Annotated in this window: 15 protein-coding genes and 2 pseudogenes; 6 read left to right on the top strand and 11 right to left on the bottom strand. The window is 48.7% G+C overall.

The features are described 5' to 3' along the window. The 7 genes and pseudogenes from RIF25_RS15650 to RIF25_RS15620 all read right to left on the bottom strand — a co-directional run. On the bottom strand, positions 1–803 hold an 803-nt coding region (locus RIF25_RS15650), incomplete at its 3' end, for a P-loop NTPase fold protein (protein WP_322879456.1). Positions 804–1,094: 291 nt separating this feature from the next. After that, positions 1,095–2,804 (bottom strand): urease subunit alpha, encoded by a 1,710-nt coding sequence (ureC, locus tag RIF25_RS15645; protein ID WP_322879455.1) that lies wholly within the window; start codon positions 2,802–2,804, stop codon positions 1,095–1,097. Positions 2,805–2,916: 112 nt separating this feature from the next. Next, positions 2,917–3,789: a 16S rRNA (cytidine(1402)-2'-O)-methyltransferase gene (rsmI, locus tag RIF25_RS15640; protein WP_322879454.1), complete on the bottom strand. Its 873-nt coding sequence runs from the start codon at positions 3,787–3,789 to the stop codon at positions 2,917–2,919. Positions 3,790–3,824: 35 nt separating this feature from the next. Continuing rightward, a complete protein-coding gene (locus RIF25_RS15635) occupies positions 3,825–4,208 on the bottom strand; it encodes a type II toxin-antitoxin system PemK/MazF family toxin (RefSeq protein ID WP_322879453.1) in 384 nt (127 codons plus the stop codon). Then, positions 4,201–4,437 carry a type II toxin-antitoxin system MazE family antitoxin gene (mazE, locus tag RIF25_RS15630; protein WP_322879452.1) on the bottom strand — a complete coding sequence of 79 codons (237 nt, stop codon included), beginning with the start codon at positions 4,435–4,437 and terminating at the stop codon, positions 4,201–4,203. Before mazE ends, RIF25_RS15635 begins: the two co-directional genes overlap by 8 nt. A gap of 114 nt (positions 4,438–4,551) precedes the next feature. Continuing rightward, a pseudogene (locus RIF25_RS15625) lies at positions 4,552–5,850 on the bottom strand (anhydro-N-acetylmuramic acid kinase). Positions 5,851–5,871: 21 nt separating this feature from the next. Beyond that, on the bottom strand, positions 5,872–6,549 hold the full coding sequence (locus RIF25_RS15620; protein ID WP_322879451.1) for a ribonuclease H family protein: 678 nt from the start codon (positions 6,547–6,549) through the stop codon (positions 5,872–5,874). 187 nt (positions 6,550–6,736) lie between these two features. Between RIF25_RS15620 and hisF the strand changes: the two genes are divergently transcribed. Together hisF and RIF25_RS15610 are read left to right on the top strand one after the other, a co-directional pair. Further along, entirely contained in the window at positions 6,737–7,504 is a 768-nt protein-coding gene (gene hisF, locus RIF25_RS15615; RefSeq protein ID WP_322879450.1) for an imidazole glycerol phosphate synthase subunit HisF, read from the top strand. A gap of 250 nt (positions 7,505–7,754) precedes the next feature. Next, a complete protein-coding gene (locus RIF25_RS15610) occupies positions 7,755–10,847 on the top strand; it encodes an FHA domain-containing protein (RefSeq protein WP_322879449.1) in 3,093 nt (1,030 codons plus the stop codon). A gap of 19 nt (positions 10,848–10,866) precedes the next feature. Here the strand turns inward: RIF25_RS15610 and RIF25_RS17435 are convergent, their stop codons facing one another. Beyond that, positions 10,867–11,673 (bottom strand): NUDIX hydrolase, encoded by an 807-nt coding sequence (locus RIF25_RS17435; RefSeq protein WP_407682458.1) that lies wholly within the window; start codon positions 11,671–11,673, stop codon positions 10,867–10,869. 15 nt (positions 11,674–11,688) lie between these two features. Further along, positions 11,689–12,282, bottom strand: a pseudogene (locus RIF25_RS17430) (nicotinate-nucleotide adenylyltransferase); the annotation flags it as partial. A 164-nt stretch (positions 12,283–12,446) separates the two neighbouring features. Here RIF25_RS17430 and RIF25_RS15600 point away from each other — a divergent pair. The 3 genes from RIF25_RS15600 to RIF25_RS15590 all read left to right on the top strand — a co-directional run bounded on the left by RIF25_RS15600 (position 12,447) and on the right by RIF25_RS15590 (position 15,031). After that, positions 12,447–13,838: an IctB family putative bicarbonate transporter gene (locus tag RIF25_RS15600; RefSeq protein ID WP_322879447.1), complete on the top strand. Its 1,392-nt coding sequence runs from the start codon at positions 12,447–12,449 to the stop codon at positions 13,836–13,838. Positions 13,839–13,902: 64 nt separating this feature from the next. Continuing rightward, positions 13,903–14,196 carry a 30S ribosomal protein S20 gene (gene rpsT, locus RIF25_RS15595; RefSeq protein WP_322879446.1) on the top strand — a complete coding sequence of 98 codons (294 nt, stop codon included), beginning with the start codon at positions 13,903–13,905 and terminating at the stop codon, positions 14,194–14,196. Positions 14,197–14,233: 37 nt separating this feature from the next. Further along, positions 14,234–15,031 (top strand): TatD family hydrolase, encoded by a 798-nt coding sequence (locus RIF25_RS15590; RefSeq protein WP_322879445.1) that lies wholly within the window; start codon positions 14,234–14,236, stop codon positions 15,029–15,031. Here the strand turns inward: RIF25_RS15590 and RIF25_RS15585 are convergent. Together RIF25_RS15585 and RIF25_RS15580 are read right to left on the bottom strand one after the other, a co-directional pair. After that, entirely contained in the window at positions 15,028–15,639 is a 612-nt protein-coding gene (locus RIF25_RS15585) for a plasmid pRiA4b ORF-3 family protein (RefSeq protein WP_322879444.1), read from the bottom strand. The two genes, RIF25_RS15590 and RIF25_RS15585, sit on opposite strands and share 4 nt — an antisense overlap. 28 nt (positions 15,640–15,667) lie before the next feature. Continuing rightward, the gene (locus tag RIF25_RS15580; RefSeq protein WP_322879443.1) at positions 15,668–17,395 is read right to left on the bottom strand and encodes an NAD+ synthase; all 1,728 of its coding nucleotides are present in this window, start codon (positions 17,393–17,395) and stop codon (positions 15,668–15,670) included. Positions 17,396–17,780: 385 nt separating this feature from the next. Between RIF25_RS15580 and RIF25_RS15575 the strand changes: the two genes are divergently transcribed. Continuing rightward, a complete protein-coding gene (locus RIF25_RS15575) occupies positions 17,781–18,908 on the top strand; it encodes a glycosyltransferase family 4 protein (protein WP_322879442.1) in 1,128 nt (375 codons plus the stop codon). Positions 18,909–18,912 lie beyond the last annotated feature (4 nt).

Here is an 18,912-nt window from a genome sequence, read left to right as displayed (position 1 = left end):
TTTGACACAGCTTCAGAAAAAGTGTACCAACTTAGCGAGGAATATGCTGTAAAAATACGTATATTAGAAACATTGAGAATTTGAAAAACATTTACAAAATCCTCAAAGAATAGATAATTTAACTCAAACACTTTAAGAAGGTTGTCTCTTATCGTAGGTTGATATTCAATTTCCAGATCGACAACCTTCTCTCGATATTTATTAAATTCTTCTAAATCCCGTTGACTAAGAGTTTTGTCATTCAATATCAGAATAACCTTGCATTTTTTCCTCTTGCTTATCTCATCAACATAACCCATGATCTGTCTTATTGTTAAGTCATCTTCTTTACGCTCAATGTCATCTAGACAAATTAAGTAATTATTAATCAGACTATATTCAACTAAATCAATTATCGGGGAGAAGTCTTTTGACTGCGGTAAGAGTTTGGAAATTTGAGAGATTCGACCTAAAGATCGCAGAAGATTTTGTCCGCTTGATCGTATATCCAGCATGGCTCTCAAAATCTGGTTCTCTTCCTGAGATGAATCTTCAAGTTCTTTTTCAACTTCTTTCTTGGTTTTCAATATCTTGCCAACACGAAAGATCCTAGATTTCAACTCGGATAAGCCGTGTAGGCCAAATAAAGATACGTAAGAGTAGGCTGTCTGTTCTATTTCTTTTTTATTTATTTTTTCTGATATATAATTTTCCCAAAAATAAGTTTTCCCAATACCCCAAGCTCCTCTTAAAACAAGTACTGAAAATTTATTTTCACTAAAAAATGAGTTTAATGTATTTTCTATGGTTGCTGTACTGTTCATATCTATAAGCAAACGATGACCTTGAACGCCAACAAGTAACCCAAGGCTGAACCATATAACTAGGTATTAGGCTGAAAGATTCCACCTAAAGGGATGATTAAGGTGTTTAGGCTGAATGTCAAGCCTTTACCTCAGAAACCTATAAGGAGGAAAATACAAAAAGCTTCCGGCTAATTATTTTTACCATATAGAAACTCATCAATATTATGCTTGATAGATAAATCAGCATTAATTTCAAGCTTAGCAAGCTGTGTCTCCTCCTAAAAACTGCCACATTAGGATACAGCGTGTTTAGAACAAAAAGTATCGCTGGGCCATCGGCAAGACAGTAGCAGGCTCGCAAGTGAGCAATTCCCCATCGGCCCGAACTTCATAGGTTTCCGGATCCACTTCCATCACAGGGGTTGCGGTATTGAGTTTCAAATCTAACTTACTTAAATTCCGGGTTTGGGACACAGCGACGACATTTTTTTGTAACCCCAACTGTTCTTTGATGCCATTGTTCAACCCGGCCTGGGAAACAAAGGTTAAAGCAGTGGCATTTCTGGCTCCGGCAAAACTGCCAAACATGGGCCGCATATGGACGGGCTGCGGCGTGGGAATACTGGCATTGGCATCTCCCATTTGGGCATAGGCAATCAAGCCGCCTTTAATCACCAATTCCGGTTTGACACCAAAAAAGGCCGGCCGCCACAGGCACAAGTCTGCTAACTTGCCCACTTCCACCGACCCGACATAATTGGCAATGCCGTGGGTAATCGCGGGGTTGATTGTGTATTTAGCCACATAGCGTTTGGCTCGGAAATTATCGTTGCGTTGGGAGTCTTCCGTTAATGCCCCCCGTTGGACTTTCATTTTGTGGGCCGTTTGCCAGGTGCGAATAATCACTTCCCCCACCCGACCCATGGCCTGGGAATCCGAGGAAATCATACTAAAGGCTCCCAAGTCATGCAAAATATCTTCGGCGGCAATGGTTTCCCGGCGAATCCGTGACTCGGCAAAGGCGACATCCTCAGGAATCCCTTCATCCAAGTGATGACAGACCATGAGCATATCCAGGTGTTCATCCAAGGTATTGAGGGTATAGGGCCGGGTGGGGTTGGTAGAGGAGGGCAGCACATTCATCTCGCCGCAAATTTTGATGATGTCTGGGGCATGGCCACCCCCTGCGCCTTCTGTGTGATAGGTATGGATGACTCTGTTTTTGAAAGCAGCAATCGTATCTTCGACAAATCCGGCTTCATTGAGGGTATCGGTGTGAATCGCCACTTGGACATCCATCTCATCGGCCACGCTTAAGCAGGTATCAATGGTCGCTGGTGTGGTTCCCCAGTCTTCATGGAGTTTTAAGCCACAGGCCCCGGCTTGGATTTGCTCCCGTAAGGCTTCTGGTTTTGCGCTATTTCCTTTCCCTAAAAAGCCCAAATTCATCGGAAAAGCATCGGCCGCTTGCAACATTCGGTATAGGTTCCAGGGGCCGGGGGTGCAAGTTGTCGCGTTGGTTCCTGTGGCTGGCCCGGTTCCGCCCCCGATCATGGTGGTCACGCCTGAGGCAATGGCGACTTCAATCTGTTGGGGACAAATAAAGTGAATATGGCTATCAATCCCGCCCGCTGTCAGGATCATCCCTTCTCCGGCAATCGCTTCTGTGCCTGGCCCGATCACAATCGTCACGTTGTCTTGAATGTTGGGATTTCCAGCTTTGCCAATGGCGGCGATTTTCCCATCTTTAATGCCCACATCGGCTTTGACAATTCCCCACCAGTCGAGAATCAGGGCATTGGTAATCACGGCATCTACGGCCCCATCAGCATTGGTAGTAGGTGCTTGGCCCATGCCATCCCGAATTACTTTGCCGCCACCAAATTTGACTTCTTCGCCGTAGGTGGTGAAATCCTGCTCGACTTCGATAACTAGCTCGGTATCAGCCAAACGCACCCGATCTCCGACTGTGGGGCCATAGGTTTCGGCATAGGCCTGGCGGGACATGGGGTAACTCATAAAAGTAATCCAGAGATGATAATTTTTGACAAGTTAAATTGAACTGTACCAAATTTGCGATTAACCAGGCCCCCTCAGTTATGGAGAGTTATCCAGTTTTGAGATTTGCCCATTAAGATTCAGCCGAAAATTCATCATTTAGCTCCAAGGCCAGGCCATAGACATAACGCCGGGACAAACCCATTTCTAATGCCAATTCCCGACTGGCCTGGGATGGGGAAAGCCCTTGTTGGAAATGGTGTTGGAGGGCAGTTTTAATATCTTCTGAGGAATGAGTTTTTATTGTTGGGGTTGAGCCAGCCAGAATAATCGTCAGTTCCCCCTTGGCCGGATGGGTTTGAAAATAGCTGATTGCTTCTCCTAAGGTTCCCCGCCAAAATTCTTCGTAGAGCTTGGTTAGTTCTCGGGCAATCACAATTTGTCTGACAGGGCCAAGATGGGAGATCAATTCAGTTAAGGTTTCGGGGAGGCGGTGGGGGGATTCATAAAAAATAATCGTCCGGGGTTCCTTGGCCCAGGCCTGGAGGGTTTCATGTCTGACTTTGGGCTTGGTAGGTAAAAATCCCTCAAAAATAAACCGATTAGTGGGTAATCCCGAGGCAATTAGGGCTGTGAGGGCAGCATTAGGGCCTGGGAGAGGAATAACCGGAATCGCCGCGTCAATGCAGGCCACGACCAACTCATAACCGGGATCAGAAATACCTGGCATTCCGGCATCAGTCACTAAGGCAATGGATTTTTCGGCTTGCAGGAGTTCAACTAGCTCTGGAATCCGCTGTTGAGTATTGTGCTGATGAAAGCTAATTTGCCGAGTTGAAATTTGGCAGTGCTGCAACAGGCGGCCGGTGTGACGGGTATCTTCTGCGGCAATTAAATCTACGGTTTGCAGAATGCCCAATGCCCGCGCTGAAATATCCGCCAAGTTGCCAATGGGGGTCGGAACTAGATACAAATATCCGGGAATTGCTTGACTGGAATTGCCCATTTTTAGGAACTATTTAGGAAAAACTCTGCCATTGCTTAGATTGGGGGTCGCAATTGAAACACCGGGCCGAAACCCAGTTCAATCCCCACCGCTTTCTCAATTTCTGGCCAATAACGATCTTCTAAAACCCCTTGTTTATGTTTGACTCTCTCGGCATCTACGGCGCGCATTTGACTGAGGTTGAGATAGCGGGGCTGATCCAGGCCATTCTCCACAGTTGGCGTAATATTGACCACAAATGGATATTTTTTCGCCCCTGGTAACAAGGGAGCAACAATTGTAGTCGTCCCATTTTGATTGCCAATATTATTTTGCAGAATCAGGCAGGGGCGTTGTTTATCCGTTTCATGGCCGACAACGGGGTTTAAGTCCACCCACCAAATTTCCCCTCGCTGATACGTTAATGTTCCCTTAGGCATCTTCATCTTCCCCTAAGCCATCACCAATTGTTGTATCCCAGAGAGAGGCTTCGGCTTGAAATTCAGGATCACCGGCCTGGTCTTGGTAGGCTTCTGCTAACTCTTTCATGAAAATTCGCTGTTTTTCTTGCCAAAGTAGGGTATTAATAAACTGGCTGCGATTATTTGTGTTCTGATCGACAAAATCCAACACTTCATTATCGAGGGTGATGCTAATCTTTTTACTCATTGCTCTCCACCGCCCAGACTCATTGAGTAGGATACAACTATCTTACCCACCAATCCGACTCTACCCATTCAGCTAGAAGAATCAGCAAGTTGGGTCTAAATATAGGGACAAATTTTAGGGTTGATGCAAAGTACCTAAGGGAGTTTCCCGAGACGCGCCAGTAACAGTGGGTAAATTTCCGGGTAAATCGTGGTACTTCCAATAGGCTAAAACCGCAAAGGCAATCGCTTTTTAGGGTTGATGCAAAGTACCTAAGGGAGTTTCCCGAGACGCGCCAGTAACAGTGGGTAAATTTCCGGGTAAATCGTGGTACTTCCAATAGGCTAAAACCGCAAAGGCAATCGCTTCTTTACTTTCCACAGGCACTCCAAGCTCAGTGGTTGTTAAAACTGGAATCGGCTCTAACCAGGCCCCCAGTCGGGATTGTAAATAACTATTCAAGGCTCCTCCCCCGCAGAGAAAGACTTGATCCGGCATTTGGGGCAGAAAACTCTCATAACTACGGGCAATCGAGGCGGCGGTCAATTCTGTCAGGGTGGCCAAGGTATCTGCTGGGGTTAGGTGGGCAGCATCCTTAAGGCAATCTTGGAGATAAGCGGGGCTGAATAATTCCCGGCCTGTAGATTTCGGTGGGGAGGCTTGAAAATAGGGGTGTTTTAACCAGGCCTGGACAAGATTTACATCCGCCGTTCCCGAAGCAGCCCAGGCCCCGTCGTGATCATAGGTTTGTTGTCCCTCGGAAAAATAATCCACAGCCAAATCAATCAGGACATTCCCCGGCCCCGTATCCCAGCCAAACACCCCAGCCCCAAATACCTCTGCATCTTTTTGAGCCGGTAAGTAGGTGACGTTGCCAATTCCGCCAATATTTTGGACACAGCGCGTTTTTTCTGGATGCCCCAATAAACAGAGATCAATCCGGGGAACAAGGGGTGCACCATGACCGCCTAAGGCAATATCCCCGGCCCGGAAATTTGAGACAGTTGGAATTTGGGTGATCTGGGCAATTACTTCTCCCCGACCAAGTTGGACGGAATAACCGAGTTGAGTCTGAGCAGATAGATTAAGGAGATTTTGAGCCGGGGGGCGATGGAAAACGGTTTGGCCGTGGGAACCTATCAAATCAATCGGCTGTTGGTCTCGGAGTTGGCGTTGAATCTGGAGCGCGGCCTGGGCAAATTCTTGAGCAATCTGATCATCTAAAGCGGCAAAGTCCTGAATTGAGAGGGCTTCCCCAGCACAGACTGCTAGGATCTTATTCCGCAACGATTCAGAATATCCATAGGTGGCACTGGCCTGGACATTGATTTTGAAATCTTGATCCGTCCCCTGGAGATCAACGACAACCGCATCAATTCCATCTACGGAGGTTCCACTCATTAAGCCAATGACACGCATCCAGTCCCCTTTCATCCGGTGTTTTAGCTTGGGAGATCATCGGGATTTGCGCCCATAATCTGCCGGAATTTCACCCCAGTGTACTGTATCCCACTTCAGAATTGGGTTGGTATAGGTGTTTTCCTGCAACCAGGCCAAGGCTTCATCAATCCGCTGAAAAATTTCCTGATTTCCAGGCCGGCGGGCTAATTGGGTTTGGACGCGCTTTTTTTTCACCCAACTCATCCCCGTAGCTGAATCAGAATAAATCGGAATTGTTAACCCCTGGGCCTGGAGATATTGCAACCCATCCACAATCGCTAAAAATTCGCCGATGTTATTAGTTCCATAGGCTAAAGGCCCGACCGCAAAGAGAACTTCTTTCGTTTCTGTATGCACCCCGCGATATTCCACATCCCCCGGATTCCCTAGGCAAGAAGCATCAACAGATAAACTATCGAGAATATAGGGAACAGAGCCATCCGGTTTATTTTGGGTATTTTTAGCCGTTAAACCAGGCCTGGGCCGGGAATTTACCTGAGAGTCTAATAAAAATAATTCTGTTTGGGAGGTAGCTAGGTTCATAGAGAGGGCTGTTTCAGCTTCAACACGGGTGGGAAACGACTTATAGCGGGCCCCCTGATAGCCTTTCACTTGGGCTTCACAATCCGGCCAGGTGAAAAATAATCCCGTTTGACGACCCGCAAAAACCGCATAGAATTTCTTAGGCTTCATCACTAACCATCAACCCAAACATCGGCCGTCACGATTATCCACTAGAGATCACTCCAATTCCCAGACTAAGCTGGATTATGCTCAAAACAGGGCCTGCCTAACTCAGCAATATGGTTCAACGGCTGCTGTCATTGGTTTATTTGGCAACAGTGATCCCTATAATTTCGTCGTTCATCAGGAAAAATAAATGTTAGCCAAGCGAATTTTGCCCTGTTTAGATGTCAAAAACGGACGGGTTGTCAAAGGGGTAAATTTTGTCGAATTGCGGGATGCTGGAGATCCAGTTGAACTGGCCCAGGCCTATAACAATGCTGGAGCCGATGAATTGGTTTTTTTAGATATTACAGCCACCCATGAGGAGCGGAATATTTTGATTGATGTGGTCTATCGCACCGCCGATCAAGTCTTTATTCCCTTAACAGTGGGCGGGGGCATTGATTCATTAACTACCATTAAGGACTTGTTACGGGCCGGGGCCGATAAGGTGAGCCTCAATTCCGCGGCGGTTCGTAACCCTGATTTCATTACCCAGGCCAGTGAACGCTTTGGTCAGCAGTGTATTGTGATTGCCATTGACGCTCGGCGGCGCGAGAGTTCTGAAAATCCGGGCTGGGATGTCTATGTCCGGGGGGGGCGGGAAAATACGGGTTTGGATGTCCTGGCCTGGGCGAAGGAAGTTGAGAGTCGCGGGGCCGGTGAAATTTTGCTGACCAGTATGGATGCCGATGGAACCCAGGCCGGGTATGACATTGAACTGACTCAAACCATCGCTAATCAAGTCACCATTCCTGTGATTGCCTCAGGGGGAGCCGGAACCTGCGATCATATTCGCGCTGCCCTGACCACTGGCAAAGCCGAAGCCGCCCTCTTAGCCTCACTCCTCCATTATGGTCAACTCACCATTCCTGAAATTAAAGCCCACCTCCAGGCCCATGCTGTCCCCGTGCGCGCCTAAATCCCTCCATTCCCGCCTATTTTATCTAAAGGCACAATTAGCAGAATTCCAAGGAAACCCCTATAATTCAGGCAGCATTTTAGGGATAACCAGTTGCTTTTTGGCAGTACGCTTCTAACCTAACCCCTGCGGCATGGATTTTCAGGGTAGTCATTCAATTGCATATCTGGCTTGCCCTGGAGAGAATATCAGCTTGTTGCAGCTTCACCGATAAACATTTCAGGAATTTTATCAATAAGGACTCTTTGTTGTGAAAGCATCCCCGGCCTGGTTAACGATTCTAAAAAGTGCTCCCGATTACGGTTTTCCCATTGCCCAAGATACGCTCACCATTGGCCGAACTCCCGAAAATACCATTATCCTTGCGGATCGATCTGTATCACGCCAACACGCCCGGATTGAGTGGCACAACGGGGGCTTTAGTATTACTGACCTTGGGAGTACCAGCGGCACGCGGATCAATTATCGGCCCTTATCTCCTCACACCAGCGAGTCCCTCAATGATGGAGACTTAATTCAAATTGGCGATTCGGTGCTGCGGTTTTCCTTAGAACGGCCTGAGCAAAGCCAACCGCGGGCTAGTCGAGTGCCATCAGTTTTAGTCAGAACCGAGGCCTGGGCACAGGAATTTATTTTAGAAATGCCGATGGTTTTGCTAGGCTCCCATAGTTCAGTTGATATTTTGGTGGATACGATTGGGATTGCCCCAGTCCACATCCGGCTTCAAGAACAGAGTGAGCACTGCTTAATTACTTACTTAGGAGACGCTCCCCAGGGACTGATGTCAGGGGGACAACCCGTCACAGAGTGGCAATTGCGTAAGGGGGAAACGATCAATCTTGGCCCGGCCGCTACCCTCACCTACGAAGGCTTAAAACTTCCAGAACAGATTAAACGCGAACGAGTTTGGCTAGATCGCCTCGCTGCAACTCAGATGGCGTTGACTGGGGATCAGAATATTCCAGTGGCAACGGAAGTCGGACTACCCGAAGAGGTGGATCTGACCACGCCGATGAAAACAGTCGCCTTATCCAGACTGAACACCCTGAGTATTGGCCGCGATAGTAGCAATGATCTTGTTATTGAGCATCCCAGTGTCTCTCGGTTCCACGCCAAGATTGACCGTCAACAGGGGAGTTTAGTCCTCACAGATTTAGAGTCCTGTAACGGAACATTTGTTAACGGCAAAGCGATTACTGAAGTAACGAGTTTACGGGTCGGTGATGTCATCCGGATCGGTAGTGATCGACTAATTCTCAACATTGATGAGACGTTAACCCAGTATGTCGAAGCCGGACATTTGCGTTTGGATGTAGTGGGCTTAAGCAAGGTCATTGGGGATGGCAAGCGGATTTTAAATGACATTCCCCTGTCAATTCTACCGCGAGAGTTTGTTGCTATTCTTGGCCCCAGTGGTAGTGGTAAGTCAACTCTCCTGGATGCCCTGAATGGTTTGCGCCCAGCCACCAATGGCTCTGTAATGATTAATGGGACTGATTTATATCAGAACTATGATGCTTACAAAACGCAACTTGGCTACGTGCCTCAGAAAAACATTATCCACGAAGAATTAACCCTCTTCCAGGCCCTTGACTATGCAGCCCAACTCCGCATGCCTCCCGATACAACTTCCACTGAACGGAAAAAGCGGATTCAGGTCGTTTTAGGAGAGTTAGGGCTATCCCATCGGGCCGATGTCCCCATTCGGCAACTCAGTGGCGGTCAACAACGACGGGCCTGTATGGGGGCTGAATTACTGACCCAACCCAGTTTATTTTTCCTGGATGAAGTGACATCGGGCTTGGATCCAGGCACGGAAGCGGACATGATGCAATTGCTCCGGCAACTGGCGGATCAAGGACGAATCATTTTAATTATTTCCCATGCCACCCAAAATATCCGCGAATGTGACCTCGTGATTTATATGGCGGCTGGGGGCTATCTGGCCTATTTTGGTCCACCGGAGCGAATGCTGCCCTATTTTCGGGAAACCTTTCGGGATCGCTTACAAGGAGTCCCCCTGCGAGATTTTGCCGATCTCTATCGCGCCTTAGATAGAGAGAAAAATCCTAACGCGCCCACCGCGACGGAATTGGCCAATCGTTATCAGCAATCCTCTCTCTGTCAAACCTTTATTGCCAATCGCCAAACCTTTCTGAGCCAAATTCCCAAAACTAACACCAAAACAACGATCCGTAGCCCGAAGAAAAAGCAGCGGCGAGTATCCCCCTGGCAACAATTTTTAGTTCTGAGCCAGCGAAATTTGACGATTCTTCGCCAAGATCGCACCCATCTCCTGCTGACCCTCTTGATTGCCCCAGTCCTGGCCCTCTTGGATTTTATTACCTGGGGACGAGATATCTTCGACTCAGCCCAGGGAAGTGCTGATGAAGCCTTAACGATGCTCTTTGCCACCGCCTTAGTTGCCGTCATGATTGGTTCCATGACGACGATGCGGGACTTGGTGCGAGAGATTGAAATTTACCGCCGGGAGCGAATGACGGGGCTCCAAATGCTCCCCTATATTTTCTCTAAAGTGGCTGTGGCCCTGATTTTAGCAATTTACCAGGCCGCGACCTATCTTTTGGTCACTAAGCTTGCAGTTAATATACCGGGGGGATGGGATATTACCTTCCAGATTTATATCACCATCGTCTTGGCCATCTTTGGCGGGATGATCATGGGGCTACTGGTTTCGGCGGTGGCTCCGAATCAAAACATTGTGCCGCTGATTTTATTATTTTTCTTGGTTCCGCAAATCATCTTTAGTGGCGGCATCCAACCCCTATCTTCCTTGGGGCCAGTTGGGCAAGTTTTGAACCGCGTCACCGTCTTGAAATGGCCCTATGAAACCTTAGTCAGTCTCAGTGGCCTGGGGCGGGACGTGGCTAAGGATGCCTGCTGGCAAAAAACCAGTGAGGAGCGAGACAACTTAACCGAGGCCCAGGAAAAGGACTGTGCTTGCTTTGGAGAAAGTATTTTTCGACAGTGTAATTTTCCGGGCATCCAAAAGCAATACAACAGTGCCGTGGATCAAGCCGAGCCGCCTAAGCCCAAAAGCCCCGGAGACCCACCCAGTAATCCAACGGAGCTAAAATCCTATAGTGACGATCTCAAAACCTATCAGGAACAAATGGACACCTGGCAGGACGATTACACAACTTGGCAAAAACAACGCAGCAAAGCCATCAATGGGGCTGAGGAATTAATTAATCAAATCAATAAAAAACAGGGGCATATGTTTGCCGTGGATGTGGGGCGCCATTGGCTCTATCAAGGATTTGTGATTGTTGGGATGTTAATCCTGATCCCGATCCTCCAACGCCGCCGGGATTTTAGTTAGGGTCGGCCGAGGTTGAAAACTAGACAAAAACTAACGGTGTCTCTTGGAGCGGGGCAAAGGCGATGGGGTCAAATCGATATAAACTGGCTGGCCGGCCGGCGGCTCGAATGACTTTTTCGCCAGTATCTTGGAGGATGCCGAGTTTGAGTAAACGACTGCGAAAGTTGGAATAGTCGGCAAAGTTTTCCCCCAGTACAGTGCTGTAGAACTGATAAACCTCATTCAGGGTAAATTTTGGTGGCAGGACATCAAAGGCAACCGGGCTATATTCCAGCTTATTTTTGAGGCGACGATGCCCATAGGCGAGAATATCGGCATGATCAAAGGCCAAGGGAGGGACTTCATGGACTGGAAACCAGGCCCCACCCGCTTCTGCTGAAACCATTAAGGCGGCTGCCCCATAGGGAATCAAGGCAAAGTAACTGACGGAAAGATAGCGAATTCCAGAGCGAACGCTCTCTGGGGTTTTGACTGCGTTGATCGGTTCACCCTCGGCCTGGGATCGGGCAAAAGGCTGGCGTTTCCCCAGGCCATCAAAGGTATAAAGCTGTTCCAAATAGAGGGTTCTCAAGGCCAGCTTCTCCGCCAAGACCCGATAGGCCGCCGCTTCCAGGCCCTCCCCTGCCCGGACTAAGGTTCCCGGTAAACCATACCACCCCTGATAAGGAGCTTGCTGTCGTTGACTGAGAAGGACTAAGAGCCGATTAGCCTGACTATCCACCGCAAAAACCACATTATCGACCCCAACTGTAAATTCAGCTTTGTCACTCGTGGGGAAATGGGTTGCTGGAGGTTGAGTTCTGGGCGCGTTGGCTGGGGCTGTCAGGGAAGCTTGATAGAGGCCATGCTGAGACACATATTGGGCAATCACCGGTAAGAGATTCTCCGGTTGGGCCGCTTGGCGGGAGACCGTTGAGGAAATGTCCGGCCCCGTAAAGGCTCCGAGTTGAAATCGTCCCCCCCGAACAGTCAGAGAGTTAATCAAACTGGTATCCAGGGGAGCACCCGGCCGGGCCAAGACGAGAAAATCCACTAATTGAAATAACAATTCCACCTGATGCCATTGCCCCAATTTCGGGAGAATATCACTACCCACAACCAAGGTAAACTGGCTTTGGGGCCAGTAGCGATGAGCGGCTTGAACAGAGTGCAGGGTATAGGGATAACTCAGGGCCGGCTGGTGTTGAATTTGCCCATAGGTGCTTTGGAGTTCTCCCACCAACAGTCCGAGCATGGCCTGGCGATGATGGAGGGATGTTTGTTCCGTCTTAAAGGGATTATCTGCCGCCCAAACAATGACCCGTTGAAATTGGGGAGCTAACCACTGCATGATCTCTTGGTGGGCCTGCGTGGGTGGATCGGCACTCATGCCAAAAAGGGCCAGGCCAGTTGGGGGAATATCCCGATCTAAAGATTGTGGCTCAAGGGCGTGCATGAATGCTTGGGGATGGTGAGGAAGGGTGAGCTAATTTTAAGGATAAAACCCGGAGCAATCACCGAGATTTTACCAGGCCTCGCTCAAGAAGACCGACTGACCCGATAGACTGACTACTGTGCCCTATATTTAATCTTGATTGATCTCCAAACGGTAAGCCACCCATGACCCTCTGGCAGCAGATTACCCTCAGTACAATTCCCTGGTCACAGTGGCGGCAAAAAAGTCTCTTGGGGCAGTGGATAGGACTGATCCAGGCCTGGCAGCGGGGGAGTATTTTATGGCCCTGGGTGCAGGGATTAGGGGGGGCACTGGCCGGCCTGATTTTAATTCTGGCCCCCTTTGTCCCCAGTGGGATGATCGGTGTTGTCCTCTTGGCCGGGGTGCTGTTTTGGGGGCTGTGGACAGTCAGCACTGCACCGGAAAACCGCTTTACCCCGATTCATGCCTTGGTGGCTCTCTACTGGTCTATTGCCGTTGTGGCCACAGCCTTTTCCCCCGTTAAAGCCGCTGCTTTTCAAGGACTGATTAAACTGAGTCTCTACATGGGCTTTTTTGCCTTAGCCGAACGGGTGATGCGCTCTCCCAAATGGCGGTCGGGGTTGATCACGATCTATCTCTTAACTGCGTTGGTTGTCAGTATTTATGGGGTGAGGCAATGGATTTTCGGGGCCGATGCCTTAGCCACTTGGACAGACCCCCAATCTGAACTGGCCAACACCACGCGGGTGTATAGCTATCTGGGCAATCCTAATCTCCTCGCCGGGTATTTATTACCAGCTATTCCCCTCAGTTTAGCGGCGGTCTTTGCTTGGCGGGGCTGGCTGCCAAAGCTCTTGGGGGGGGTGATGTTGGGGCTAAATACCAGTAGTTTGATTTTTACCTTTAGTCGCGGTGGTTGGCTGGGCCTAGTGGTTAGTTTGAGCACCCTCTCTCTGTTGTTGCTCTACTGGTTGTTACCCCGCCTGCCTCGGATTTGGCAATTTTGGGCTTTTCCGGCGTTACTGGGGGGCCTGGCGGTGTTGGTGGTAGCTGCAATAATTCTTGTCCCAGCAATTCGGGGGCGGGTCTTAAGTATTTTTGCCGAGCGCAGTGATAGCAGTAACAATTTCCGGATCAATGTTTGGGCCGCTGTCCAGGAAATGATCCGCGACCGCCCAATTTTGGGGATTGGCCCGGGAAATGAGGCCTTTAACAAAGTTTATCCCCTCTACCAACGGCCTGGGTTTACGGCTCTGAGCGCGTACTCCATTTTCTTGGAACTCCTGGTGGAAGCGGGGGCGATTGGGTTTGCGGCATTTGTCTGGTTTTTGCTGACAACCTTGACCCGGGGCTGGCAGACCCTCAATCATCTGCGGGAGATGCGTCATCCTGATGGTTTTTGGTTAATGGCGGCCCTGGCAACCATGTTGGGGATGTTGACCCATGGCCTGGTGGATACGATTTGGTACCGCCCGGAAGTCGCGACCCTCTGGTGGTTGATGATTGCCGTGGTGGCCAGTTATCCAGCCTTTTCCCAGGCCCGGCCCCTGACGAATCCTGATGCAGAAGTTTGATCCAGGCAGGCAATCTGTTATGATCAATATCCGTCTATAGAACTTGGGATAAAAGAGTCTTACCGTGGCTAATATCAAATCTGCCATCAAGCGTGTCGAAATTGCCGAGCGCAACCGCCTGGAAAATAAGGCCTATAAGTCAGTTGTCAAAACCATGACCAAACAGTACCTCCAGGCCGTCCAAACCTATACTAGCGAACCCACCCCAGAAGCCCTTGCCACGGTTCAAGCAAAAATGTCCATCGCCTACAGCAAAATTGATAAGGCGGTTAAACGGGGCGTGTTGCATCAGAATACTGGAGCCCGGAAAAAAGCTCGTTTAGCCCGGATTCTCAGCAAAGCCACAACCACTGCTTAAGATTCAGTTTTGTTGATTAGATTCAGGAGGGCCTGGGATGTTACCGCCATTGGTTGATACCCATGTTCACCTGAATTTTGACGCGTTTACTCCTGATTTAGCGGAAATTGCTCAACGCTGGCGAGATGCGGGAGTTGTTGCTTTAGTCCATTCCTGTGTCGAACCGAGTGAATTTGCCGCAATCCAGGCCATTGCCCACCAGTTTCCCGAAGTTCATTTTGCGGTGGGACTCCATCCCCTTGATGCGGATCAGTGGCAACCAGACTATCAAGCCCAAATTCAAGAGTTAGCTAGTTCCGATCCCAAAGTGGTGGCCATTGGCGAGATCGGCCTGGATTTTTTCAAGGCTGATAATGTGGAGCGGCAAACCCAGGCCTTTTGGAGCCAGTTGGAAATTGCCCAGGCCCTGAACTTACCGGTGATCATTCACTGTCGGGATGCAGCCGCTCAAATGCGCTCACTTCTGGAAAAATTCTGGCAAACCCAAGGGGCCGTTAAGGGGGTAATGCATTGCTGGGGCGGCACACCAGAAGAAACTCAGTGGTTCTTAGATTTAGGCTTTTATATCAGTTTCAGCGGCACAGTCACGTTCAAAAATGCCCACAGCATCAAAGCCTCAGCCCAAATGGTATCGGAAGATCGCCTCTTAATTGAAACCGATTGTCCCTTCTTAGCCCCTGTTCCTAAACGCGGTGAAAAACGCAACGAACCCAGCTATGTTCAATATGTCGCCCAGCAGGTTGCGGAGTTACGGAATATCTCGGTGATGGAATTGGGGCAACAAACAACTCAGAATGCGGCAAAACTCTTTGGACTGGAGATTAAACTAAATTAGGTCTTAATGCTTTTGAGGGCTGAGTTAATGGCCGCTAAATCCACAAAAACCGGATCAAAACCAGGCCCCCCTAACCATTCGACAATATCCTTATGTTCCGGGTGATTGGTATCCTTCAGAACCTCTAGCATCCCCATATAACCCCAAATGCCACCGCAATCTTCTGGAGGACAGGCCCGCACGGCTTTAATACAGATGGGATGAGGCATGGGAGCCGGGGGCAGAATTTTTTCAAGCGTTATCAAATGTTCCCAACTATCCCCAAAATCATATTCATAAATAATCGTTTCTTTTTCGGCTTTGAGTAACTGGTTTAACTTGAACTTGCCTTCATCTAAAAAGGTGTTCAGTTCATCGTCTTTCAAAAAATCATCATCAAAAAGAGCAGGTGGCTGATAAAAATAAATGTGTCCCCCATCTCGACTGCGGCGATCACCAACCATAAAGTGATGCAGGTGATAATCTTCCCAGGCCATGATGGCTTGAATAAGTTGATGCAGTTTAGGTAGCGTGATGGAACTTTTCACCTGAACTCGCCGCCAAATGGGAGGTTTACTATCTCGGATCGTGATCTTCAATTGGTAAATGTCGCTGGTGGCTTTCGGCATAAAGTAATTTCTCCTCCACTGAAAGCTTTTAGGACACAAATTTACGTTTCGCAGCAATGGGCATCCGCCAGCCTGTTCCAAAGGCGCGACTGGTAATTTTCAGGCCGGGGGCAGCTTGATGACGCTTAAATTCGGCCCGCGTGACCATTTGCTGAACTTGGGTGACAATTGCTGGATCATGGCCGGCTGCAATCATTTCCGCTGTAGATTCATGGCGATCAATGAACCGCTGGAGAATATCATCCAAAATCTCATAGGCTGGCAGAGAGTCTTGATCCAGTTGGCCAGGTTTGAGTTCCGCACTGGGGGGCTTGATGAGGATATTTTGGGGAATTACTTCAGGGGCCGTAAAGGGAAAATTTGGGGCAGTATATCCGGCCTGGGCCTGGTGGTTCAGCCAATGACACAGTTCATAGACCAGGGTTTTCGGCACATCGGCAATTGCGGCCAGGCCCCCACTCATATCGCCATAGAGGGTACAGTAGCCCACAGCCAATTCGGATTTGTTGCCCGTAGAAATGAGTAAGTAACCAAACTTATTCGCCACCGCCATCAATAAATTCCCGCGGATCCGGGCTTGAATGTTTTCTTCCGCAACTCCGGGTTGAGTATTAGTAAATAAGTCCTCCAAGGCCTGGTCATATCCTTGCATCAGGTTGGCAATCGGAATGGTGTGTTGGTCAATGCCTAAATTTGTCACCAGTTGACGGGCATCGCGCAGAGAATGATCAGAACTGTAGGGGGAGGGCATGAGAATACCAAGGACATTTTCCGGCCCCAATGCCGCCGTTGCTAAAGCCGCCACCAAAGCCGAGTCAATCCCGCCACTCAGACCAATGACAGCCTGCCTAAAGCCACATTTTTCGGCATAGTCTTGAATCCCTAAAACCAGGGCGGCCCAAATTTGCTGATGGTCATCCCCGAGGGAATTGGCTAAGATTTCACTGCGTCCTGATAGCTTTCCCTCTGACCAAGTAACATAATCCAAACTGGTCTGAAAGCCGGGGGCCTGGGCCACAAGCTGGGCCTGGTGATTGAGGGCAAAACTATGGCCATCAAAAATTAAATCGTCATTGCCACCGACTTGATTGACATAAATCACAGGGCAACCATAACGCTGAACCGTATGCGCGAGCAGGGCCTGGCGAAAGCTAGGTTTAGACACTGTAAAGGGGGAGGCGGAAAGATTGATGATCAGTTGGGCTTCGGCACTGGCTAACTCGGCTATGGGGTTGGTGGGATAAAGCCGTTTCCCTAAAAATTCCTCATCGTTCCAAATATCTTCACAAATGGTTAGGCCGAGGCGGATGGTTTGTTCTCCCTGTTGGAAGGTCAAGATATGGGCTTGGTGGCCACTGGCAAAGTAGCGATCTTCATCAAATACGTCGTAGGTGGGGAGCAAGCGTTTGGCAAATTGATCAATGATCTGACGATTTTGAATGACTACGCCGACATTTAACAGTGGTTTTGCACCAATATTGGCATCGGGGTTGGGGGCAATAGTGCCGATGATTGCAGTGAGGTTGGGGGGAAGTTCTCGGCTCAGGGTGTGGAGGTTTTTTTCACAGGCCTGGCAGAAGCTGCGGTCTAACAGCAAGTCTCGGGGTGGATATCCACAGAGGGCCAGTTCTGAGGTAATGAGAATATTGGCTCCCTGTTGCTGACTGGCCTGGGCGGCGGCTAGGATTTTTTGGGCGTTCCCCTCCAAGTCCCCAGTAATTGGGTTTAGCTGTGCTAATGCCAAGGTAATAGACATGAGTATCCGGCTATCTGAGAAAGTACCCGGCCTGGAGCCAGGGTTGTCTTATTCTAAATCTCTTCAGGAGCCGTGATGAGTTATGGATACAAGCTGTTTTCAGCACGAGAAGAGTAGTTTTGGTCTCACCGATTCTCTAGCGGTAGGAGGTTTGTTAGGTATTTTGCTCAGGCGTTACCTCGTCTTGATTGTTATGTAGGCAAGTGGTTGTACTATACCCACATGGAATCTCCTATCTCCTGTTAATCATTGGACAACTTAATCTTAGGAACAATGTAAATTCTACAGCCCTAAATTGAGTGATGTTCATATTACCGCTTGCCAGAAATATTTGACAAGAATAGGAAAAACCTAATGATAGAGAATACTCAACGCGCTCAAGCTCATGAATCCCAAAATCCTTTTTTGGACGCAGTTATTCTGGCCTTATATTGGCGGCGTTGAAGTTCTCAGTTCACATTTTTTGAGAGAAATAAAGTGCTTAGGGTATAACATTATAGTTGTTACATCCCATGGAAGTCTAAGTTTACCCAATCAAGAGGAATGGGAAGGGATCACGATTCATAGATTCCCTTTTTTAAGGACTCTGGAAACTAGAGATATTGCTACTATCTTTGCGATCAAACAGCGGTTGATCGCATTAAAGCAACAATTCCAGCCTGATCTAATCCATATCAACTTAAGTGACCCCAGTCTTTTCTTTCATTTATCCACTGCGTCAAGTCCAGCGATTCCCACGCTAATTTCAGCCAAAATTTCTTTTGGGCGCACACCCTTGACATCTGATAGGCTTCTCTATAAGGCCCTAGAATCTGCTCATTGGGTTACGGCTAATTCCCAGGCCATTTTGACAGAATTACACCAGCTATTTCCGCCTCTGGTCAAAAATTCTTCTCTTATTTACAATGGCTTAAAAATACCTCCACTCGCACCCACACCCCTGATTGCCACTCCCCCAAAACTCCTTTGTTTGGGCCGAGTGGTTCCAGAAAAGGGATTTGATTTAGTGATTTATGCGCTGAGAGAGGTTATTAAAGCTCATCCCGACACTCGTTTAATGATTGCTGGAGATGGCCCCCAACGCCCGGCCCTAGAACGTCAAGTTACCCTGCTTGGGCTAACAGATAGGGTCGAGTTTCTTGGCTGGATTAAACCGGAGGATGTGGCTGCCTTGATCAATCGTTCTACCTTAGTGTTGATGCCATCACGCTGGGAAGAGGCTTTTGGGTTAGTTGCTCTAGAAGCAGCTATGCAGGCTAGACCAGTGATTGCCAGCCGTGTAGGGGGGCTACCTGAAGTTGTTATGGATGGTGAGGGAGGTATTGTTGTCGAGAAAAATAATCCCCAGGCTTTGGCTACAGCTATTTGTACTCTTCTTAGTAATTTGCCCCAGGCAAAAATGATGGGAGAGCGAGCCAGAACCAGGGCGGCAGAAATCTTTGGTTGGGAACGCTATGTCTGGGCTTATGATGCACTGTATCGTCAACTTTGTCGGTCTAAATTTCAACCCTAAGTCT

The organism is Pseudocalidococcus azoricus BACA0444, from assembly GCF_031729055.1.
Taxonomy (GTDB): domain Bacteria; phylum Cyanobacteriota; class Cyanobacteriia; order Thermosynechococcales; family Thermosynechococcaceae; genus Pseudocalidococcus; species Pseudocalidococcus azoricus.
Note: the sequence above shows the minus strand (reverse complement) of the source record. Positions and strands in the feature narration are given on the sequence as shown.